Below are 22,435 nucleotides of genomic sequence, written 5' to 3'. Positions count from 1 at the left end.
AGATTTTTAATTATTTAAATAGAATTGTTGGCTTTGTTTGTACGAGCTAAGCACAGGTGCGTTGCTACTCAAAAAGTTGATTCAAATTGAGTTTTTTTTCACTAGCGACACACCCTACAACTACTATTGATTCTTCCTTTTTGCCTGTTTCATCTTCCTTATTTTATAACTTGATTCCTGTGATAAAATAAGTGTTCATCTCGCCTTTGCCTTTGACTTCAATGGTGCCGCGACTTTCTAATAAATACTTGTCCTGCAATCGCTCGTAAGTTGCAGATGTAACTTGAATTTGACCGGGTAAGCCGTGAGATTCCATACGGGAAGCGGTGTTAACTGTGTCTCCCCACAAATCGTAGATAAATTTTTTGATGCCGATGACTCCGGCGACAACCGGGCCGCTGTTGATGCCGATTCTGATGCTGAAATCTTGATTGTTGGTATTGCTGAAGTCAATAATCGCCTGCTGCATATCCAGGGCCATTTGGGCGATCGCCTCTGCGTGATCGCTGCGGGGCATCGGCAGCCCTCCTACTACCATATAAGCGTCACCAATGGTTTTAATTTTTTCCAATCCGTGCTTTTGGGCTAGGCGATCGAATGTCGAAAAAATGTCGTTAAGCAAGGAAACTAATTCCGGCGGAGAAATTTGGGAGCTAATTTGCGTAAAACCGACTATATCTGCAAACAATACTGTAACTTCTGCAAAAGTATCGGCGATGATGCTTTGGTCTTGTTTGAGTCTTTCGGCGATCGGTTTCGGTAAAATGTTCAGCAGGAGACGATCAGATTTTTCTTGTTCTAAACGCAAAGCTGCCTCAGCTTCTTTGCGAGTTGTGATATCTTGAACAGTACCTTCGTAATAAAGTAAATTGCCATGTCTATCAGAGACAGTATAAGCATTTTCGGCAATCCAAATTATACTGCCGCCTTGACGGTAAACCTGAGATTCAAAATCCGATACTTTGCCGTTTTTTCGCATTAATTCGATGATTTCGGCGCGGCGTTCTGGGTCTACATATAGCTGGCGGTTGATATCAGTTAACTTTTCCAGCATTTCCTCACAGGAACTGTAACCATAAATGCGAATTAAAGCTGGGTTGACGCTAAGATATTCTCCATCTGGAGTAGTTTGAAAGATGCCAACGATCGCATTTTCAAATATGCTGCGGTATTTTGCCTCAGCTTGCCGCAGTGCTGCTTCAGCGCGCTGGCGTTCTCGCGCTTCCATTGCAAAAGTTACAGAATCTGTTAGAGAAACAGCGAAACTTTGTTCTTCGATAGTCCAATAACGGGGCATTCCTACGTGTTCCAAACAGAGAACTCCTGCTGTTTCTGGGCCTATTTGAATCGGCGTATCTAGCATGGAAGTGATGCCGAACGGAATTAGGTAAGATTCTACAAATTCTCGAGTTCTAAAATCTTTTTGCGCGTCAAAGGCAGCAATTGCGCGCTCTTCTCGGAGTGCTTGAAAATAGACAGGATAGTCTGCTGCTGATAATTCTAAACCGTCTGAGTGCTGGTTGAGAGCGCGATCGAACAAATCCAGGCACTCCATCTTCGATTTAGGGCGATCGTACAACCAGATACTCGATCGCGCAACTTCCAGAGTACGGCTAGCAGTTTCAGTGATTTCTTGAAGCGCTTTGGTTAAGTCGCCTTGATTCAGCGCTTTATTTTTGGCTAAATCAATTAATGCCGATTTCTGTTTCTGTAGCTGAAGTTCGCTTTGTTTCAGGGCATTTGTCCGTTCTGCAACTCGGATTTCCAGCTTTTCGTTCAGTTTTTGGAGCTCTATTTCAGCTTTTCGGCGATCGGTGATATCTGTCCCGATGCAGAGAATGCCCAAAAGTTCTCCTGCTGCATCAACCAGCGGCTTATTTGCCCAAGACACCCAAACGCGATCGCCACTGCGCCGGATATTTTCATTTTCATAGCTAGTAAAGCGATCGGGATTTTGTAAAATCTGATTGTAAACCAACTCTAAGTTATTCCCTTCGATGTCGCTCATGGGAATGATTGTTCCCACAGCACTTTTCCCCAGGATTTCTTCCTGATTGTAGCCAAAGAATATTTCTGCAAACTCATTAAAAAAAGTAATCGTGCCGTCGGGAGCTAGTTTGACAATAATACTGTTAGCATTTTCCACCAATTCTCGATATTTAATTTCGCTTACTCGCAGAGATTTTTCTGCCTCCGCGCGTTCGGCTACCGTCGCGGCTAATAACAACGAAGTAATCGTAACTACCGCCATAAAAGCTTGTAAAAATAAGATAGCCTGACTGATATTTTCGGCTTTAGCTATAAATGGCCCAGCTCCGTGAGAACTGCCAAAAATTGCGATACTTGACACAATAAACGATCCTAAGACAGCGGCCCGCTGACCGAATTGGAGCGACGCCCAAATTATCAAAGGAAACGGCAAATATTCCAGGGGATAGCGAGAAATAGAAGCTTCATTTTTTGACTCAAAGACAAGCCAGCTTACCCCAATTAATAATATTAACCATACTCCCCGCCAAATTAAATAATTTTTAGGGAGTTCGGTTTGTCTTTTTAAGCGATCGGCGGTTGCCTTAGGACGCAAAAATATTAAAATCAAAGGAGTTAAAATTAAAACTCCCATTGCATCTCCCAGCCACCAATTCCACCGGAGCGACCAGTATTCTGCCCAATCTACTTGACCAGCTAAATATATGGAAAACGCGCCAATAGTGCAACTAATCTGAGTAGAAACTAAACCGCCCAATAAAATTAAATTAACTACATCTTTCAAACGTTCTAGAGACGGACGAAACCCCAGCCAGCGCAGCACAGTGGCTGCAAAAACAGCTTGCAAAACTGCTCCTACGTTGCCTCCCACCCAAATTGCAAATATCTGTTCGCTTGGGTTAACTAAATTGAGGAAAAATATACCCAAAACAATCGCAGGCCAGGCTTTTGGGCCAAACAATAAAAGTCCGGCTTGTGCAATTCCTGCGGGCGGCCACACCGAGGAAGCAAAGGGATTGACACCTTGAATTGCAAATGCTAGCCTCGCCCCCACGGCGTAAGCGATCGCCACGAGAGTTACTTGGGTTAAGTAGCGCCCTATTCGGGATTGAGGGAATCGAAGAAACTGATTTAGGTTCAGATTCATGTCGAGTTTTAAGTTTTATATAAGTTTATGTAGGGTGCGCCACAAGCACCTTGCTAGCCTCAATGTAGGTGCAGCAAGCACCTTATACCAATTTTTTGTGAGGCTACTCCCGAATCCGATCCCCCCTAACCCCCCTTAATTAAGGGGGGGACAAGATTCCGGTCAAAGTCCCCCCTCCCACCAGGGGAATTTAGGGGATCGAGATATATGCAACGACCCATTAAATTGGTATTACCGTTACAAAAACTTATTTGATGGCAGCATCAATCCACTGTTTTAAAGTAGAATTGACTTCCTCAATCAGAATTTCATGGGCTTTGTGAGTTGCTCTTTCCACAACTTCAACTTTCCCTAATTTCACCGAACGACCCGGAACAATGCGATAGGGAATGCCGATTAAATCTGCATCTTTGAATTTAACTCCTGCTCGTTCGTCGCGGTCATCTAGTAAGGTTTCAATTCCGGATTGGTTGAGTTCATTGTAGAGTTTTTCGGCGACTTCTACTTGTTGGGCGTCGGAAATATTGGGGATGCTAATGATGGCGTGATACGGCGCGATCGCCACTGGCCAGATTATTCCGTCTTTGTCGTAGGATTGTTCTACCGCAGATTGAGCCAGCCGCGACACGCCGACGCCGTAGCAGCCCATGATAAACGGCATTTCTTCGCCTTGTTCGCTGGTGTAGGTGGCCCCCATGGCTTGCGAGTATTTGGTGCCTAATTGGAAGATGTGGCCGACTTCGATGCCTCTGGCGGTTTGCAAAGTTTGTTCGGGATTGTGCACCGCCCGATCGCCCTTTTTGGCACTTCTAACGCCCACAACCATTGCTGGTAGCGTAAATTCTTTACCCCAATTGGCGCCGACCACGTGGTATCCTGACTCGTTAGAACCAGTGACAAAGTTTGTTAAATCGACAGCAGTGCGATCGACCAAACGCAAAAACTTAGGAGATACCCCCCCTTGCCCCCCCTTACCAAGGGGGGGATTTGAGTCTTGTTGCCCCCCCTTACCAAGGGGGGGATTTGAGTCTTGTTGCCCCCCCTTACCAAGGGGGGGTTGGGGGGGGTTCCCAGCGATATAATCATCAGCAATATCCGGAGCGATATAACCCAGAGGCAAAGATTTAGCCGCCCATTTTCTTTGAGCTTCCGCATCAGGAACCGTCAAAAATAGGATTGTTTTAGCTTGATAATTTCCCGCCAACTTTGTCAATTCATTCAGCAACTTTACCTGATTCACATCTTGGTCGCCGCGAATGCTTACCAACACCAAGACAGTCATACCATTATCATAAACAGCCTGATAAAGCACATTTTTGACAACTTGCGTCGGAGAACACTTCAAAAACTTGCAAAGTTTAGCAATTGTTTCAGTTCCCGGCGTTTCCCGCTTTTCGTAACTTGCAAAAGGCGAAGCTTGGGCATCAGCAGGCATCGACACAGCCTTCTCCACATTAGCAGCATACTGACCATCTTCAGTATAGAGAACTTCATCCTCTCCCGCTTCTGCCAGCACCATAAACTCTTGAGAACCAGAGCCACCAATCGCACCAGAATCAGCATCTACCGCTCGAAATTCCAAGCCAGATCGGCGCAGCATATTGCTATAAGCTTGAGCCATATCCTGATAAGTTTTCTTCAAACTTTCTTCGCTCGTGTGAAAAGAATAGCCATCTTTCATAATAAATTCGCGACCGCGCATCAACCCAAAACGCGGGCGAATTTCATCACGAAACTTAGTTTGAATTTGATAGAGATGTACGGGTAATTGCCGATAAGAACGAATCATATCCTTAGCAATTGTAGTAATTACCTCTTCGTGAGTTGGGCCAAGTCCAACTTCTCGCTGCTGCCTGTCAGTCAGAGCAAACATGATACCTTCAGCTTGAGTGTAGGTATCCCAGCGGCCGGATTCCCGCCACAAATCGGCAGGTTGCAGTTGCGGGAGGAGACATTCTTGAGCGCCGGTAGCGTCCATTTCTTCGCGCACAATTTGGGATACTTTTTTGAGAACTCGCCACATCAAAGGGAGATAAGCGTAAATACCGCTACCGATGCGTCGGATGTATCCAGCACGGAGTAATAGTTTGTGGCTGGGGATTTCTGCTTCTGCGGGGTCTTCCCGCAGGGTGACGAAAAGCATTTGAGAGAGTCGCATTGGCTGATTTCCTTAAAATACCGGATAATTGTCATCTCAGATTAACTTCTGATATTATCAGAACTCAGCCTGATTTGATGAAATCTATGAATAAACTTTGGAAAAGTTATCAAAAAGGTATGACAGCATTTGATAATTGTCACCATCCTACTCTGCAATCTCAGTGGATTGCATTACAAGATGAAATTGGAGAATTTGTGCGAGAACCTAACTTAAGCGAAACTTGGGATATTCTTCATGCTGCTGGTCGATTGGTTTACAAACTAATCGGAATTCCTTTACATCTGGTAGCCTATCCTACTGTTCGCAAACACAGCGAACGTTTTGAGGAGTACGGCTGTATTCGCAGCAGGCGCAATTGTGAGGGTAAATGTTGCAAACAGTTGACAGTTGACAGTTGACAGTAGACAGTTGACAGTTGAGAGTGGGTGCATCTGGCGCAAGGCAAATATGTTTGTAGGGGCGAAGCATGACCGCAATCAATATGGGATTATAACTAATAACTTATATCCGGTCATGCTTCGCCCTCTTCAAAAGTGAGATGCACCCTTGATAGTGAAATTTTTAAACTGTTTATAGCTGACGATTCTCATGACCAGATTCATTCACGATCAATTCGCAAAACAATATCTCAAAGAACTATTAACCCCTCTCGGTAATGTCGCAACCAGCCATGACATTGCTGGAGAAGTGAGGCAGATTGACGTTTTATTGGCCCCGAAAGCGGAACCAGATGTAGAACCAACAGCCCTCGGCATTCTGGGTCAAATTGCAGCAAAACCCGCTGTAATTGAACCATTCCGCAGTCCTGTGCAAACCGGAGAAATTCGCAGTTGTCTGGGTAAACTCTTTGATGTCCATGCTGAATATGAACGAGTCGCCACTAGAGATAATACCCGGATTGCAGAGGCTGATTTGCCCCAACTCTGGATACTGTCGCCGACTGTTTCCGATGCGATGTTAGCTGGATTTGGGGCGACTTCTGAACCTGAAAATTGGGTAAGTGGAGTTTATTTTTTGAATGTGTCTCTGAAAGCAGCAATCATTGTTATTCACCAACTCCCCCGCACTCCCGAAACGCTGTGGCTGAGAGTTTTGGGGAAGGGAAACGTGCAGAAGCAAGCGGTTGCCGAATTGAGAGAATTACCGTCTGATAATTTGTTTCGGTTGAACGCGTTAGAATTGTTGTACAACTTGCGAACGATTTTAGAAGTTCGCCAAGACACGGATCGAGAAGATCGGGAGTTAATTATGGAACTGTCACCCCTCTACTTGCAACGATTGGAAGATGCAACTCAGCGCGGTATGCAGCAAGGTATGCAGCGCGGTATCCAGCAAGGTATTCAGCAAGGTATCCAGCGCAGTCAACGCCTGATAGTTGAGAGTATGCTACAAGTTAAATTTGGCGAAATTGATGAAGCATTAGCCCAAATAATCGAGCCTTTGATTCAGCTAGAACCCCTCGATCGCACGCGACTAATTAGGCAGCTCGATCGCTCTGAATTGCTAGCTCATTTTGAAGAAAAAAATCAACCGGAATCCTGACTCAGCAGCGCACTTTACAATCTGTAGGGTGCGCTAAATATCACTTTATTATTTATTGTCTAGAAAATCCGGAGTTAATTATGGAACTGTCACCGCTGTATTTACAACGGCTTGAAGAAGCAACTCAGCGAGGTATCGAGCAAGGTATTCAGCAAGGTATCGAGCAAGGTATTCAGCAAGTTATTCAGCAAGTTATTCAGCAAGGTATTCAGCAAGGTATTCAGCAAAGTAAACGCGAGATTCTTGAGAGTATATTACAAGTAAGATTTGGCGAAATTGATGAAGAATTAGCCCAAATAATTGAGCCTTTGATTCAACTAGAACCCATCGAGAGCGCGCGACTGAGTATGCAGCTCGATCGCCCGAAATTACTAGCTCGTTTTCTCCCGGAAAATCAAACGGAATCCTAACTCAATAGCGCACTCTACTATATGTAGCCTGCACTCTATCGTACTTGACTGCTATTGATAATTTGTAGCCATCGCCCCCACTTCAAACTTGCCTTTTTTGGGCGAACTCTGCTGGTATTACTCACAAAAAAACCCATTTCTGACTTTAGAGGGATTTATTCTTCAGCTTCAAAGGCCATAATCAGCAGTAAGGATGACATAGCTAGATAACTGATTTACTACTCATCCAGATTGCACGAATCAAGGCTTCTGTAAGATAAAGCCTGACAAAACAAACCACCATCTAAAAAGTCCCAAATCCCCTAGTTAAAAGTTAGGGGCAGATTTCAATATGCCTAATTCGGCATCAAACTTTAGGAGGTAATTTATGTTTGAAAGCGAGTTATTAATGTCGCTGTACAGTCCCAAATTCAATATTGCTCAAATGCCAGTAGAAATAGATGTCCCGTTTGACCACCCCGATCTCGGAGGGCTGATGTTTCTGAGTCCTCAGTTTTTTGTGGCATTAATCGCCGGAGTCATCATGGCTTTTGGCTTCCAATTCCTGTTAACAAATTTCTCGATCGCTGCTAAAATCTCCAACTGGGACGAGGCTTTACCCGACGATGACGATGATGAGTCCGAAACTTTGGGTACTAAAGTTCGCAAGATCGAAGGCTTGGTCGGCGGTTGGATTTTAGTTACAGTTAACCTAGCTTTATTTTTAGCTTGTTTTCTGGCGGTCAAACTAACTTCAATTGCCTCGGTAGACGGAGCGGCAATTATTGGTGTGGTCATTTGGTCGGCGTACTTTTTAACGCTGGTATGGCTCGGTTCTAGCGCCGTCGGTTCGATGATTGGTTCCTTGATTAAAACTGCTTTTTCCGGCATTCAAGGTGTCATGGGTACTGCTGGTTCCGCGATCGGCGGCAAGATGGCTAGCGACCAAATGGTCAACACTGTAGAGGCGTCTGTGGCTGCTGTCCGCCGCGAGTTGGGCTCGGCTGTAGACCCTGATAGCATTCGCGAAACCATCCAAGATTATGTCGGTTCTTTGCAGTTACCGAAGCTGGATGTTAAGGAAATTCGCGGTCAATTTGAAAAGTTGCTGGGCGATACTGATATCAAATCTCTGGCGGGAAGCGATGTTCTGAAGAATATTAACCGCCAGACTTTTGTGGATTTAATTAGCAGCCGCAGCGATTTTTCTAAGGATGAAGTCAATCAAGTGGCCGACCAACTCGAAGGTGTTTGGAAGCAAACTTTCGGCAAGCAGCAAGATAAGAAAGACCCGAATTTAGAATTGATTGATTTTCTGAAATTTGCGGCTCCAGATTTGCTGAAGTCTGATGAACTGAATGCCAAGCTATCTCAAATTCTGGAAACTCGGGAAAACAAATCGGAATCCAGCAGCGGCATGAAGCGCGCGATGCAGATGGGTGTAGAAGCTCTTGTCGGCACTGTTTTGTCGCGGACGGATTTGTCGGATTTGGATGTGGAAAAAATCTCTGGTCAGTTACAGCAATTGACTGAAAAAGGCAAGGAACAAGCTAAATTTTTGGCTTCTAAGGTGGGCGACAAAGTGCCTGCGCTGCCTTTCAATACGGCTAAGGCTGATGTGGAAAATTACTTGCTGAATGCTCAACCTTGGCATCTCAACCGAGAAACTATCAAGCAGGAATTTAGGGATGTTATTTACGATGCCGAAGCTTCTCCGGGAGCTGTTTTGCGCCAGTTAGAGATGTTAAATCCTGAGTATTTTGCAGGCATTCTGGGCCGCCGCGAGGGCTTCAGTCAGGAACAGGCTGCGGAAATTTCTGAACAGCTTGAAAGCGTGCGCCAAGAAGTTCTGGAAATTGTGCAAGGTGCTGCTGGTGAGGAACAGTCTCAGGATTTGCACAGCCGGATTGAGAATTATTTGCGATCGACTGGTAAGGAAGAATTGAATCCTGAAGGTATCGAGAAGGACTTCCAAGCGCTGTTGGAAGATCGCGATGCTGGTTTTGAGGCTTTGCGCGATCGCCTGTCACACTTCGATCGCGATACCTTGGTGCAGTTACTCGGCCAGCGGGAAGATTTCAGCCCTGAGGAAGCGGATCAGTTAATCGGGCGTCTGGAAAGTTCGCGCGATCGCGTAATTTCCAAAGCTCAAGAATTGCAAGAGCAAGCGAAATCGAAAGCGCAAGAAGTGCGCCAAAAGGTAGAAGAGTATCTCCGCAATACTAATAAGGAAGAACTCAATCCTGAAGCGATCGAGCGCGAGTTTCAAACGCTGTTAAGCGACCCGCAAGCTGGCTTGAAAGCGCTGAGAGAACGCTTGTCTCAATTCGATCGCGATACTCTGGTGCAATTGCTGTCGCAGCGCCAAGATCTCAGCGAGGAACAGGTAAATGGGGCGATCGACAAAATCGAATCCGTGCGCGACAACATTATCCACGCACCGCAAATTGTTGCAGACAAAGCTAAGCAGCAGTACGAGGAAGTTACGGCCAAAATTGGCGAGTACCTGCGGAATACGAACCTGGAAGAACTCGATCCTGAAGGCATCAATCGGGATTTGACCAAATTGTTTGAAAATCCGAAAGAAGGTGCCTTGGCGCTGCGGGAAAGACTTTCTCAGGTCGATCGCGAAACCTTGGTCAAGTTGCTTTCGCAGCGAGAAGATTTGAGCGAAGAACAGATAAATCGGACGATCGATCGCGTGCAAGATTCAATTCGCAGCATCGTGAAATCGCCCCGCCGCTTGGCATCTCGCGCTCAAAAAACTGTCAAGGATTTCCAAGGAAGTTTGGAAAATTACCTGCGGAATACGGACAAGGAAGAACTCAATCCTGATGGTATCAAGCGCGATTTGCAGTTGCTGTTTAACGAACCGGGAGCGGGGATGCAAAGTTTGGGCGATCGGCTGAAGCACTTCGATCGCGGTACGCTGGTAGCATTCCTGTCCCAGCGGGAAGACATTTCGGAAGAGGAAGCTAACCAAATTGCCGATCGTATTGAATCTGTACGCAACGAGTTTGTCGAACAAATTCAAATGGTACAAGACAAGTTCCAGTCAACAATTGACGGTATTTTCTCAAAAATCCGGGATTACCTCAATTCGCTCGATCGGCCAGAGCTCAATTACGAAGGAATCAAGCGGGACTTCCGCAAAGTATTTGACGATCCGCAGGCCGGATTTGACGCGATTAAACAGCGTTTGGGTGAATTCGATCGCGGTACTTTAGTAGCGCTGCTGAGTTCTCGTTCTGATATTTCCGAGACAGACGCTCACCGAATTGTTGACCAAATGGAAGGAGCCCGGGACAGCGTTATATTGCGCGCCGAACGCCTGCAAGGTGAAGCCAAAAAACGGATTAAAGAGATCAAAAACAAGACCAAGCAGCATGCAGAAGATGCGCGGGAAGCCGCCGCAACTGCTGCTTGGTGGTTGTTCGGTACGGCTCTAACTTCTGTGGTGGTTTCGGCTTTGGCTGGAGCAATAGCAGTCGGCGGTATTTCGGGTTTGTTTAGCTAGAATTTCCACAAGTTTCAATTAAGCTTCTCCTGATTCTAGGCTGGCTGTTTGTCAGCCTATTTTCTTGGGAATCCTATCATCTCGGTTCCAACGGTAAAAAAAGGTTCGTAGTGAGGACTTTAGTCCGCAAAAATTAAGAAGGACTGAAGTCCTCACTACGAACCTTACTGTAGAAAGTTGGTAGTGAGTACTTTAGTCCACAAAAATCAAGAAAGACTGAAGTCCTCACTACGAACCTTACTGTAGAAGGTGGGAATGGATGAAGAAACTATTATTCCCGTCCCTCCTGACTATCAACTTCCCGAAGCTGGAAAAGCTTTATTAGGAAAGATTCAAGGCATGGACTTTCAAAAGCAAATTGATTTTCTGCGCGGTACAGTTTTAGAAATGGGTGCCGAAGCGGCTCCGGGCGCTGGCATTTAATTTGAGTGCATCTCAGTTTTGTATTAGGTACGTTGTTGCGCTTTAGCGCTCTTTGAGATAGACAAGAGCGGGAGCATCTCAGTTTGGCATTTATAGTGCGAGCTGTCCCAAGATCGCGACAGCACTGTAATAAAAAAATGTTTTTTGGAAAACAGAGATGCTCCCTTTAATTTGAGTAAAGTAACGTGGCATTAGACCTTGGAAAAAAATAGCTAGGAATGGGCTTTCCTGCCAGTTCCAAGATTTGATTAAAGGACTTTTTTAAAGATATAGCCCAATACGGTTTACTTAACGCTTTTGATGAATTTCATCTGACGATTTTTGGATTATAAAGAGGTGAAGTAGATATTAAGAATATTTTACCGCAGAGAACACAGAGAACACAGAGAGGGGAGGGATAAAAGGTTTTTTTCCAAAACCCTCGCAATACTCTTCCCTCTGCGCCAAAAGCGCCCCAATACGGTTCAAAACTCTTCTCTTGATGGAGTGGATTGTATTTCAATACGGTTTACTTAATGCTTTTGATGAATTTCATCTGACGATTTTCTGGCAATATAGCCATTTTGGGCAAGTCAGATTTTTCTTAAGTAAACTGTATTGAGATATAGCCTTTCTAAAAAAGATGAGTTATTACTGAAAGCTTCTACAGCCACATAAACCCAGAGGGCCCAAGCCCAACAACGTCCGCGAATCTTTCTGATAGCCGCTATATATTTATATTGCCCACCTACCGATTCCAGCTAATAACTGAATTCAGCAGCTATGTTTCCCACAACTTCGGGCGCACTTGCAATTAAACGCATCTCTTCGCAGCCAACTGCGAGCAATGGCTGACCTAACTTCAAACTGGCAAAATGACTATTTTCAGGTATTTCTATTTCGCCTTTAATCAAGCCGGTGCGAGACTGAAAATCTCCTTTAAACATTAGCAAATTTGTGCGATCGGCGCTAAAAACATTTCCGCTAAAAGGTAGGGTAAATACAAAACTTTGTTGGCTGTAATTGAGACTGCACAGTTGCAGATTTCCTTGGCTAACTGTGACGCGGTAGCCTAGCGGTGATGCTTTTACCGAATCGCTGCCTTCCCAATTAAATTGAGCTAATTCTTTAGGAAGTCCCCAAATTTCGCGCCCGCCAGCTACTGAGTTAGGGTTGTCTACGTAGATGTGCGAAATCCAAGCGCCCCATTTTCCTGCATAACTGGCGATCGCGCTAACTACAATTAACTCATTGTACTCCATCACGGAACCCAGCCCGTAGGAGGATATATAAATGCCACCTAGCGTTTTTCCTGGCAATAAACAGACAATTTCTAACTCAGGGGGAACCAAGGGGCGCACTCGTGCTACATCTACCAATTGCAAAGTCTGAACAGCATAACCTTGCAGGTGCCAAGGAGCAGGTGAATATACCATTTTAAGGGATTTTAGGTCTGATATTTTATATTTATTTTAGCTTAGAGCCTACAACAGCAACAGGTTTTGGTATTTTTCATAAAATCCCGGTATATTCACGCATAAGAAAGATTAATCTGCGAATAGCGAGCAATTAGTTGACATTTGAGCAAAAGTTAAATATCGTCTACTTAGTGAATATTTAGAAGGAACCTAAACCTGTATGCTGACATCTTACAAGCCAGATGTTTTCGATAGTTTAGATCATTTTTTCACGGCAAGAGACCTGCTGGAACAAGCCCAAGACAACATGACCGAACTCGGTGCTATCATCCGCAGTCATGGCTTGCAAAAACAGGTTGGTATCTGCTTGCTTCACAAACACTTTGACCTCTCGGATAACGAGAGGTTGGTTGAAGAGTTTGATGGCAACAATGCTTATGTCAAGCCAACCGCAGACTACGGCGATGCTATTCCTTATATGTGGAAGGTGGAACAAAATCAAGCATCTGGCGAATTGGTTTGGTTTCCCTTAGAATTTGTCCGCGTTACTGAAGCTGTGTCGGCAGCAGTTGAACGCTCAGCAGCAGTTGTCAATAACTCGGAATTTCTCCATGAAATTGCGGGTAAACTGTCAGAATTGGGAATGACTGGAATGTTCGGGATCAGCATCTTGCACCGAGATGCTATTAAGGTTGCTGAGGGCGAAATTTTGGTGGAAAGCACAGACGACGAAGCCCGTGTCTTGACTCTTTCTTCCGTTCCTCGCCAGAATGTCGATCGCACAACTTTAACACAAACTCTGTGGCAGTTCCAGAATGCTGAAGGGTTTGAGGTTGGGGCGATGTGTTCTCACTGCACTCACTGCACGCATTGCACTCACTAAGCAAGATTGTCAAAGTATAAAAAGTTTGTAGTAAGGACTTTGGTCCTTCCAAGTTCGCAGTCAGGACTTTAGTCCTCAAAAGTTCGTAGTCAGGACTTTAGTCCTCAAAAGTTCGTAGTCAGGACTTTAGTCCTCAAAAGTTCGTAGTCAGGACTTCAGTCTTCAAAAGTTCGTAGTCAGGACTTTAGTCCTCAAAAGTTCGTAGTCAGGACTTCAGTCCTCAAAAGTTCGTAGTCAGGACTTCAGTCCTCAAAAGTTCGTAGTCAGGACTTCAGTCCTTGCTTTACAAACTTAGAAGATAGGACTAAAGTCCTTACTACGAACGGGAAACTTGGAAGATAGGACTAAAGTCCTTACTACGAACGGGAAACTTGGAAGATAGGACTAAAGTCCTTACTACGAACGGGAAACTTGGAAGATAGGACTAAAGTCCTTACTACGAACGGGAAACTTGGAAGATAGGACTAAAGTCCTTACTACGAACGGGAAACTGGGAAGATAGGACTAAAGTCCTTACTACGAACGGGAAACTGGGAAGATAGGACTAAAGTCCTTACTACGAACGGGAAACTGGGAAGATAGGACTAAAGTCCTTACTACGAACGGGAAACTGGGAAGATAGGACTAAAGTCCTTACTACGAACGGGTTTTTAATAAGTGCGATTGAGCAATATTAAATAATGTGCAATCTCCGTCAAAGTATAGTAATTTATCGCTGTCAAAATCGGGAGTTAGAAACTACAAAAGAGTGCACAATTCCCCGAGTGTGGCTGAGTTCGGGTACGCAGCTAGCTGTTGACACTTCGCCCGATCGCCTTCAGTATTGTGAAGGTGCTTTTATGCCCAGAGAACCTTGGAGGGAACCGACGCCCGCAGAGTCGGCCCTGCTTTGGACAGACGAACCGCCACCCCACTATGCGGGTGTGGGAATTGTGCGTTTACCTGCGGATGTTTTGGCTTTGTTGGCTGATACTGCTATCGCTTCGCTAACCACTCCCCTACAGGTGGCTGAGTTTAAGTCTCAGGAAAAATGCGGACAGATACTCGATCGACTAATTGACTATTTTAAGCCTTTTTGTCTGTCGGATTCGCCACCAGTTATCAGCGGTATGGGAGGCCGACAGCCGGGATTGAGTACGGCGACAATTGATAACAAACGCGGTTGTCGCAACGGTTTGCATACTGATAGTTGGGACAATCTGCCCCTGGATAAAAAGCAGGAGGCTACTAATCGGATTTGTGTGAATTTAGGGCGGGATAGCCGTTATTTTTTGTTTGTGAATTTGACGGAGATGGACATTTTTCAAATGCTGGGATGTTCTGATGCTGATCTTGGGAAACCTTGGACGCGACAGTTAACTTATCAGTTTATTCAGCGCTACCCAGAATATCCGGTGGTGAAGCTGAGAATTGCACCGGGTGAGGCTTATATTGCACCGACTGAAAATATGATTCACGATGCTTCTACGGCAGATATGAAGCATTTGGATGTTAAGGTGATGATGCGCGGTTATTACAGGATTCCTGTATGAGTTTTGCGGTTATACCAATTTTTTATGAGGCCCCGTAGAATTCCGAAATCCGATCCCCCCTAACCCCCCTTAATAAGGGGGGGACAAGATTCCGATCAAAGTCCCCCTTCTTAAGGGGGATTTAGGGGGATCGGGATATATGCAACTTCACATTAAATTGGTATTATATCGTTTCCAATTGTATCGGAATGATTTAACCGCAGAGAACGCAGAGGGCGCAGAGAGAGAAGAGAGAGATGAATAATTCCGATGCTACGGGATTTGATATTAGCGAAGCCCGGGCGAGAGGATAATACTTTCAAATATCTTTTCTAAAGACACGCAAAATAATGGGATAAATTGCCTATTTTGGGCAGCGTCGGAGCATCGCCCCACAATAATTTGATTGTTTCTTAAAATACAATTTAAATGCAGAACAGCTTAAACGACGATCGCGAAAAATTGCAACAGTCGATCGCGCTTTACGAAAATGCGATCGTCCAAAATCCCAATTCGCCCTCAGCTTACCACGATTTAGGAAAAGCCCTGCAACAAAACGGCCAAATTGCCGCAGCAGTCGCCTGTCACCAAAAAGCTATTCTCCTGCAACCAAACTTTACCGCCGCTTACTTCCCGTTAATGTACGCGCCCCTCCCCAAAGATTCTCCTCTGATTGACGGTTTGGTGGCTCTTTACCGCGAAGTTATCGAGATTTTACCAAATTTTTCCTTAGCCTACATTAATTTGGCTGTGGCGCTGAGCAAGCAGGGAAAAATCCAGGAGTCGATCGCACTTTTTCAAACCGCAGTCCGCTTGCAAACTGTAGCATCTCGCCCGGAACTGTCCCAAGTTGAATGGAATTTAAGGCGATCGCGCGAACCCGATTTCATCATCATCGGTTCTCCGAGGTGCGGCACAACTTCTCTCTACAAATATATCACTTCGCACCCTCAGATTTTACCCGCTGCCAATAAAGAAATCTGTTTCTTCTCGGAACATTTCAACAAAGGATTAGCTTGGTATCAAGCACATTTTCCGCCACCAATAGACGCGCATCATTTTTTGACAGGAGAAGCAACTCCGACTTATCTGACTCACCCGCTAGCTGCGTCAAGATTGCACGGATGTTTGCCAAAAGTTAAGCTGATTGTGATTTTGCGAAATCCAGTCGATCGCGCTTTGTCGCACTATCAAATGCTGGTGAGGCGCGGCACGGAATGCAGAACGTTTGAAAAGGCGATCGATTCCGAATTGCAATTACTTGCTGGCGCTAGCGAAACAAGTTTAGCAGATAAAAGTTATTGGAAAGATTGTCATTATATTTATAAGAGTCTTTATGCTTGCAGCCTCAAACAGTGGATGAATCTTTTTCCCAAAGAGCAGTTTTTGATTTTGCAGAGTGAAGAATTTTATGCGAATCCGGCTGCGACACTCAGCCAAGTCTTTAATTTTTTAGATTTACCAGATTATCAACTCCGCGACTACAAACAATATAACGGTGGTAATTATCAGCCGGCGAATGATGTTGTCTGTCAGCGACTGCGCGAATATTTTCAGCAGCACAATCAAGAATTAGCAGAATATGTGCAGAGAGACTTTGAATGGTAAGCAAAATAAATAAAGTCCTAGATGCAACTGTCATATTAAATATAAGGTACGTAGTTGCGCTTCAGCGCTCTTGTATTATATATATAAGAGCGCTGAAGCGCAACTACGTACCTAAAAATTAGCCACCATGAGAGTGTCATTTGCATCCATGATTGAGATAATTAACCAGTTAAGGTGCGCCTAGCGCACCCTACATCTTATCCGCGCTTGTCCGCGTTCATCTGCGGTTAAAAAAATCCAAACCTACTTACTCGCATAACCAGTGTTCACCAAAAACTCGCGCAACTTCCCAAAGAATTGAGTGCGATCGCGCCCTTGATAAACTCCCTCCAATAACCGCCAGCCTTCCGCCTCCTGACCCGCCACATACTTGCTCGCCATGAAGGCCGCCAACACGCCTTTTACCTCTGCATCTTCGCTTAAGCGCTTCCGAGATTCCAGCCACAGCTCAGCACCATTGGTGTATACTTCCACGGGATACTGCTTCGTAACATCTTCCATTTTACCCGATCGATAATGCCAAATTTGCAGCGGTAAGCGAGAGTCCGCATAATTGGTAAAAGCCTCGGCAAATCGCCCGTCCAGACTCTTGAACTCCGGGAGATCATTTTTGCCAAAATCGACAATTTCGTAACTCACATTGCCCCAAAAATGCTTGATGTGAGTGTATTTCTTCGCGGCTGAGTCGTAGCGGTAAATAAACGAATAATTGCAGCAACGGACGCCGCTGTTAAGTGAGACTAAATCTGCCAGCACTTCCGGTTCCTTGTCGCCGTCCAAATCACGGATTCGCACGGATAACAAACGCCCTTCGGATACTTCATCGCTGGCTTTTTTGTCGGGATTGTCTGCTAGAGAACGAGTGGGAATCAGCACTGGTTCTTCTAATAAATTTTGACCGTTACGGATGATTTTGATGCGGATATTTTTAGCATTTTCTGCTTCTTTCACAAAAGACACTTCTGCCCTAATTTTCCCAGACTCCGAGATTTCCGTGGTTCTCGGCGGGCCGATATTCGGCGGAACTTGGGCGATGTATTGCGATGGAACTAAGGCTGTTTTGCCGGGTTTGGCGATCGCCTGACACAGAAAAGTTGCTACTTCGGCGCGAGTAGCATTGCGTGTCGGTTCTAGCTGTTTGACGGCGGGATAATTGACCACAAGTTGTTTTTCGGCGGCGGCGGCGATCGCATTTCTCGCCAATTCGGGAATGTCTCGCGCATCTTCAAAAGTCGCATTCAAAATCTCAGGCGCTGAACCAGCAGGCGTATATTTCAAGCCGCTGCTTAAGGCTACCAAAACCTGCCAGCGGGGAATGTTCAAAGTCGCGTTAAAAATACTGCCGCTGGAACCGGACATAAAACCTGTTTGATAAACTTCTCGAATTGCTTTATAACCCCAGTAATTCGTGGGAATATCTGCAAAGTCGATCGGATTCCGGACGGTTTTGGCATCAGGAAAAGCCCTCCGCAGCATCGCAGCAAATTCAGCCCGGCTGACTGGGCGGTTCGGGCGAAAAGTGCCGTCTTCGTAATAGCCGCTGATGATTTTTTTCTCGGCTAATTCTTCTATGCAGGCTTGAGCCCAATGGTCTTTGACATCTTTAAACTTGGCTTCTGCCAATGCTGGCGCTACATTTAAGCCGGGAAACACTAAATTTACGATGATTGTGCCCAGGGCTACTACTAAAGCGATGACAGCTTGACGTTTGTGCGATCGAACCATAGAACAGACTCCTCTAGTGGCAAATTGGCGATCGAAGCTTTCGGAAGCTTTACATAATATCAGGTGTTAGGTGTTAGGTGTTAGGTGGGCAATTGTCAACTGTCAACTGTCAACTGTCAACTGTCAACTGTCAACTGTCAACTGTTTATTTAGAATCCAAATTCATCTCGATCGACAATTTTGTTTTCATGGTTGATTCTTCTGGATTACCTGCAATTTTAAAAGTCATTTCAGCATTAGAATTGATAGAAACGACGGAACGAACAGGCATTAATTGATCCAGTCGCATTATAACTTCTCCTTGACCCTGAGACATAAAAGATTTTACCGCCATAGTAGAGCCAGCAGGTAATTGGGGTAAAGTCAAATTTTGGGGATTTGCTTGTTGTTCTACGCTAGTTTTGAGAGTGGCAACTCCATCTTGCAAGTCCATCAATTCATAGATAGCAGTTTGATTTACATTCATGCCACCAGTATTAGATGGAAAAGAAATACGCCATTTTGCACCTTTGCCAACTGCTTCTGCCGGTAGCGGCGAGGCAAGCTGCTGTAAGGATTTAGACATATTTTCAACTATTTGTTTGACGCTATTATCAGCATCTTTCGGTAAAGTAAAGCTACCTCCTTTATTAGAACCCCGACTATCCATGATGAAATTACCTTTCAGTCCAACTAACTTCTTGACTGCGGATCGCATACTATCCACGGCGGCAGTTGGCAAACCTGAAGTATCGCCACCAATATCTGCGTTAGCGTAGGAAAACTCGTAATGAATATCTCCATTGCCATCAATTTTAGTGGCTTGTGTCTCTATAGTTAAGACCATAGTCGGAACTTTAGTCGGATTGATAGACTTCTCTCCCACGGATACTCCCATCTCTGTTTTCACAGTCATGGTAGTCGTTCTTTTGATACCTAAATTTGGTTTTAAACGCAGTTGCTGTCGGGGTTCTACTCCCGGGCTTAGCAGTTCGGTTTGAAAGGGTTTTGAGTTGACAGCAGGCACGGATACGTCACCGGCTGGCTGCTGTACGACAATTCTAGTTTCTGTTTGGCTGGAAGCAGGAGAAAGCTCGATCGCCCATCCGCACACCGCCAAACCCAAAGATGCTACAAACAGTATTTTTTTCATGAATTTATGAGAATTAGGACTTGCAGAGGGGTGCGTCAAAACCGGGTTTTGCGATCGCGCAATCGCGGGCTAAAAACCCTGAATCTCGGTTTAAAAACCCGGTTTTTTGGTTCCCAGGAGCGATCGTACTGACGCCATCAGGCAGAAATTTGTTGCCAAAGGCGATCGATTGTTACAAAATTGTAACCTTTATACAACAGCAATGGAATAATTTTATCAGCAGAAGTCGCCACATCTTCGCCGCCGCAATAACCGTCGTGCAGTACAATTATTGAACCATTTTCTGTTTGCTGAACGACGCGACTCGTAACTTTCATCACCCCCGGCCGCACCCAATCTTCCGGGACAACACTCCACATTACCGGGCGATATTCCCACTGTTGCAATAACTCTAATGTTCGCGGCGTAAAAATGCCGTTTGGCGGCCGCACGTCGCGGATTAATTTTGGGTCTAAATCGCAAGCTTTGCTAATTGCTTTTTGCGTGTCTGCTAAACTGTGTTTGAGTTCGTGAGTTTTGAGTTTGGCAAACGATACGTGCTGGTAGCCGTGGAGGCCGATCCAGTGTCCGCGATCGTACACTTCTTTAGCCGTTTCTGGATGCCTGTCCACGCAAAAACCCAGCCAGAAAAAACTTGCTTTGATGTCGTATTTATCTAAAACTTTTAGCAATTGAGGTGTGTGCAGCCGGTGCGGCCCGTCATCAAATGTTAGGGCAATTTCTCGGCTGTTGATATCTCCCGTCCACAGACATCTGGGAAAAGCTGTTTTGAGAATGGGATGAACGACAGGAAATAAAGGTGCTAGTGGCATTGATTGACCTTGTTAAATGCGATCGGGTAGAGTTTATGTAACTGCGCCTTTCTTTTGGCGCAGTTCAAGTATAACAAAAGTCAAATTTACTTTTTCTCAAGCTTAGCGTTTAGATATTATTGTATTGACATGACACCAATTATGTTAGAGATTATAATTTACCTGAGATAAATATAGCAATTCTCAGAAAGATTCGCGGACGTTGTTGGGAAGAAGGCCCTATACGTCTAAGCGGTTATCGAGCTATCAGTTATACCTCATCTTTTTGAGAAAGGCTATATCGTGATGCCAGTTAGCTATTTACTTAACTTACCAGACTTTAAAAGCCTAAGTTAGGAGTTTTAATTCAATCAAGTAAAGCCTTTCATTATATACCATTCCTCAATGATTCATGCAGATATCTAAGGGCCGTGCCCCGCACCTGCCCTCCGATCGATCGGGATCTTCACGAGAGGATTGCCCTACAAAAATTATGCAACTGATTTAGGATTGCCATAGCATAAAATTATTTTGCAAGAGGTCTATTTTATAATTGTGAATAGTAACTTGTGAAAAACTTAATTTTTCTGGTATTGCACAAACTTGCCCTGTCAAGTACAATCAACAGGCTGACAATCTAAAATTGAGAAAGCAAATGCAAAAATACGTTTGTACAGTTTGCAATTACGTCTACGATCCAGAAGTAGGCGACCCCGACGGAGACATACCGCCCGGTACAGCCTTTGAAGATATCCCCGACGATTGGGTTTGTCCCACTTGCGGGGCTGCAAAATCCGATTTTGAACCAGAAGAATAAGCGAGAAAAAATTTGTCCGATCGAATGCTAAAAATTACAATCATAGGCGGGGGTGCAGCGGGTTTTTTTAGTGCAATTACCTGTGCCAAAACCTACCCGCAAGCCCGCGTCACTTTATTAGAAGCAGGCCGCCAACTTCTAGCAAAAGTTCGCATTTCAGGCGGCGGACGCTGCAATGTTACTCATGCTTGTTTTGACCCCGGTGTTTTAGTGCAGAATTACCCCAGAGGTGGAAAAGCTCTGCGCGGTGCTTTTACTAGATTTCAACCCCGCGATACTGTTGATTGGTTCGCCAGTCACGGCGTTAAATTGAAAACAGAAGCAGACGGGCGAATGTTTCCGATTACAGACGATTCGGAGACAATTGTTAACTGTTTGATCCGCGCTGCTGAGGATGCAGGCGTGAGAATTCGCACGGGCGATGCAGTCGTTTCAGTAAAGAAATTAACCGGGAATACCGCAGCAGAGGGCGAAAACGGTTCGGGCGGGCACGGGGGCACCGCCCCTACGGATGAAACTGGGTTTGAAATAGAGTTGAAATCGGGGGAAGAGTTGAAGTGCGATCGCATTTTGCTAGCTACAGGCAGCAATCCGTCGGGTTTCAAATGGGCAAAAGAGTTAGGTAATACTGTAGAAGTGCCAGTCCCTTCTCTATTTACTTTTAATATTGCTGATGGCAGAATCAAAGATTTAGCCGGGGTTTCGGTTCCGAATGCTAAGGTGAAATTGCCGGGAGCAAAATTAGAACAAAGCGGGCCTTTGTTAATCACTCACTGGGGTGTCAGCGGGCCTGCTGTACTCAAACTTTCGGCTTGGGGTGCGAGATTTTTGCACGATCGCCATTATCGAACATCTGTGCTGATTAATTGGCTTCCCCAGTACAATGCGGAGGTTTTGCGACAACAACTGCTAGGGGTAAAATCGCAGTTGTCGCACCGATTAATCGTCTCTAGCTGTCCCTTTCCGATGCCGCGCCGCCTCTGGGAACGTTTGACAAGTTCGATCGGCATTGACGAACAAAAACGCTGGGCTGACTTATCCAATAAGGCGATCGATAAACTCCTCCTCGAACTCGTCCAAGGCGAATATCAAATCGCAGGAAAAGGCGCATTTAAGGAAGAATTCGTCACCTGCGGCGGTGTCAACCTCAAGGAAGTGGATTTCAAGACAATGGAAAGTCGCCGCTGTCCCGGACTTTTCTTTGCTGGCGAAATCTTGGATATCGACGGCGTGACGGGCGGTTTCAACTTCCAAAGTGCGTGGACTACGGCGTGGTTGGCCGGAATGGCGATCGGCAAATGATACTATTTTAGGCTTTGAGATTGGTCGATCGAGGTTTCGGACTTGCGATCGGCTTGCCAGTATTAAATTTTGTGTTATTTTTGAATTAAGGCGCACCAACT

16 protein-coding genes are annotated in these 22,435 nt (G+C 45.2%); 10 read left to right on the top strand and 6 right to left on the bottom strand.

Features of this window, described 5'->3' with window-relative positions; all coding sequences use genetic code 11:
* Positions 1 to 163: 163 nt before the first annotated feature.
* Both QZW82_RS18675 and proS read right to left on the bottom strand, forming a co-directional pair.
* Positions 164 to 3,136, bottom strand: coding sequence for an adenylate/guanylate cyclase domain-containing protein (locus tag QZW82_RS18675; protein WP_293150939.1), 2,973 nt, complete (start codon positions 3,134 to 3,136; stop codon positions 164 to 166).
* 247 nt (positions 3,137 to 3,383) lie between these two features.
* On the bottom strand, positions 3,384 to 5,294 hold the full coding sequence (gene proS / locus QZW82_RS18670) for a proline--tRNA ligase (protein WP_293150936.1): 1,911 nt from the start codon (positions 5,292 to 5,294) through the stop codon (positions 3,384 to 3,386).
* A gap of 119 nt (positions 5,295 to 5,413) precedes the next feature.
* Between proS and QZW82_RS18665 the strand changes: the two genes are divergently transcribed.
* From QZW82_RS18665 to QZW82_RS18645, 5 genes are all read left to right on the top strand, one after another.
* Positions 5,414 to 5,695 carry a hypothetical protein gene (locus tag QZW82_RS18665; RefSeq protein ID WP_293150933.1) on the top strand — a complete coding sequence of 94 codons (282 nt, stop codon included), beginning with the start codon at positions 5,414 to 5,416 and terminating at the stop codon, positions 5,693 to 5,695.
* Positions 5,696 to 5,885: 190 nt separating this feature from the next.
* Entirely contained in the window at positions 5,886 to 6,839 is a 954-nt protein-coding gene (locus tag QZW82_RS18660) for a hypothetical protein (RefSeq protein ID WP_293150930.1), read from the top strand.
* A gap of 80 nt (positions 6,840 to 6,919) precedes the next feature.
* Positions 6,920 to 7,249 carry a hypothetical protein gene (locus tag QZW82_RS18655; RefSeq protein ID WP_366665046.1) on the top strand — a complete coding sequence of 110 codons (330 nt, stop codon included), beginning with the start codon at positions 6,920 to 6,922 and terminating at the stop codon, positions 7,247 to 7,249.
* A gap of 367 nt (positions 7,250 to 7,616) precedes the next feature.
* Positions 7,617 to 10,745: an MFS transporter gene (locus QZW82_RS18650; RefSeq protein WP_293150927.1), complete on the top strand. Its 3,129-nt coding sequence runs from the start codon at positions 7,617 to 7,619 to the stop codon at positions 10,743 to 10,745.
* Between the two features lie 255 nt (positions 10,746 to 11,000).
* On the top strand, positions 11,001 to 11,168 hold the full coding sequence (locus QZW82_RS18645; RefSeq protein ID WP_293150924.1) for an orange carotenoid protein N-terminal domain-containing protein: 168 nt from the start codon (positions 11,001 to 11,003) through the stop codon (positions 11,166 to 11,168).
* Positions 11,169 to 11,908: 740 nt separating this feature from the next.
* Here QZW82_RS18645 and QZW82_RS18640 read toward each other — a convergent pair.
* Positions 11,909 to 12,583: an acetoacetate decarboxylase family protein gene (locus QZW82_RS18640; protein WP_293150921.1), complete on the bottom strand. Its 675-nt coding sequence runs from the start codon at positions 12,581 to 12,583 to the stop codon at positions 11,909 to 11,911.
* A 202-nt stretch (positions 12,584 to 12,785) separates the two neighbouring features.
* Between QZW82_RS18640 and QZW82_RS18635 the strand changes: the two genes are divergently transcribed.
* From QZW82_RS18635 to QZW82_RS18625, 3 genes are all read left to right on the top strand, one after another.
* Complete coding sequence (locus QZW82_RS18635; RefSeq protein WP_293150918.1) at positions 12,786 to 13,448, top strand: glycerol-3-phosphate ABC transporter substrate-binding protein; 663 nt, start codon at positions 12,786 to 12,788, stop codon at positions 13,446 to 13,448.
* A gap of 680 nt (positions 13,449 to 14,128) precedes the next feature.
* Positions 14,129 to 14,980, top strand: coding sequence for a hypothetical protein (locus QZW82_RS18630; RefSeq protein ID WP_293150915.1), 852 nt, complete (start codon positions 14,129 to 14,131; stop codon positions 14,978 to 14,980).
* Between the two features lie 408 nt (positions 14,981 to 15,388).
* Complete coding sequence (locus tag QZW82_RS18625; protein ID WP_293150911.1) at positions 15,389 to 16,567, top strand: sulfotransferase; 1,179 nt, start codon at positions 15,389 to 15,391, stop codon at positions 16,565 to 16,567.
* A gap of 243 nt (positions 16,568 to 16,810) precedes the next feature.
* Here the strand turns inward: QZW82_RS18625 and QZW82_RS18620 are convergent, their stop codons facing one another.
* The 3 genes from QZW82_RS18620 to QZW82_RS18610 form a co-directional block, all read right to left on the bottom strand.
* Positions 16,811 to 18,292: an S-layer homology domain-containing protein gene (locus QZW82_RS18620; RefSeq protein ID WP_293150909.1), complete on the bottom strand. Its 1,482-nt coding sequence runs from the start codon at positions 18,290 to 18,292 to the stop codon at positions 16,811 to 16,813.
* Positions 18,293 to 18,437: 145 nt separating this feature from the next.
* Positions 18,438 to 19,424: a hypothetical protein gene (locus QZW82_RS18615; RefSeq protein ID WP_293150906.1), complete on the bottom strand. Its 987-nt coding sequence runs from the start codon at positions 19,422 to 19,424 to the stop codon at positions 18,438 to 18,440.
* A gap of 137 nt (positions 19,425 to 19,561) precedes the next feature.
* Positions 19,562 to 20,236 (bottom strand): polysaccharide deacetylase family protein, encoded by a 675-nt coding sequence (locus tag QZW82_RS18610; RefSeq protein WP_293150903.1) that lies wholly within the window; start codon positions 20,234 to 20,236, stop codon positions 19,562 to 19,564.
* A 634-nt stretch (positions 20,237 to 20,870) separates the two neighbouring features.
* Here QZW82_RS18610 and rd point away from each other — a divergent pair.
* Entirely contained in the window at positions 20,871 to 21,032 is a 162-nt protein-coding gene (rd, locus tag QZW82_RS18605) for a rubredoxin (RefSeq protein WP_293150900.1), read from the top strand.
* A gap of 24 nt (positions 21,033 to 21,056) precedes the next feature.
* Positions 21,057 to 22,334 (top strand): NAD(P)/FAD-dependent oxidoreductase, encoded by a 1,278-nt coding sequence (locus QZW82_RS18600; protein ID WP_293150897.1) that lies wholly within the window; start codon positions 21,057 to 21,059, stop codon positions 22,332 to 22,334.
* Positions 22,335 to 22,435 lie beyond the last annotated feature (101 nt).

Source organism: Microcoleus sp. bin48.metabat.b7b8b9.023 (assembly GCF_013299185.1).
Taxonomy (GTDB): domain Bacteria; phylum Cyanobacteriota; class Cyanobacteriia; order Cyanobacteriales; family Microcoleaceae; genus Microcoleus.
Note: the sequence above shows the minus strand (reverse complement) of the source record. Positions and strands in the feature narration are given on the sequence as shown.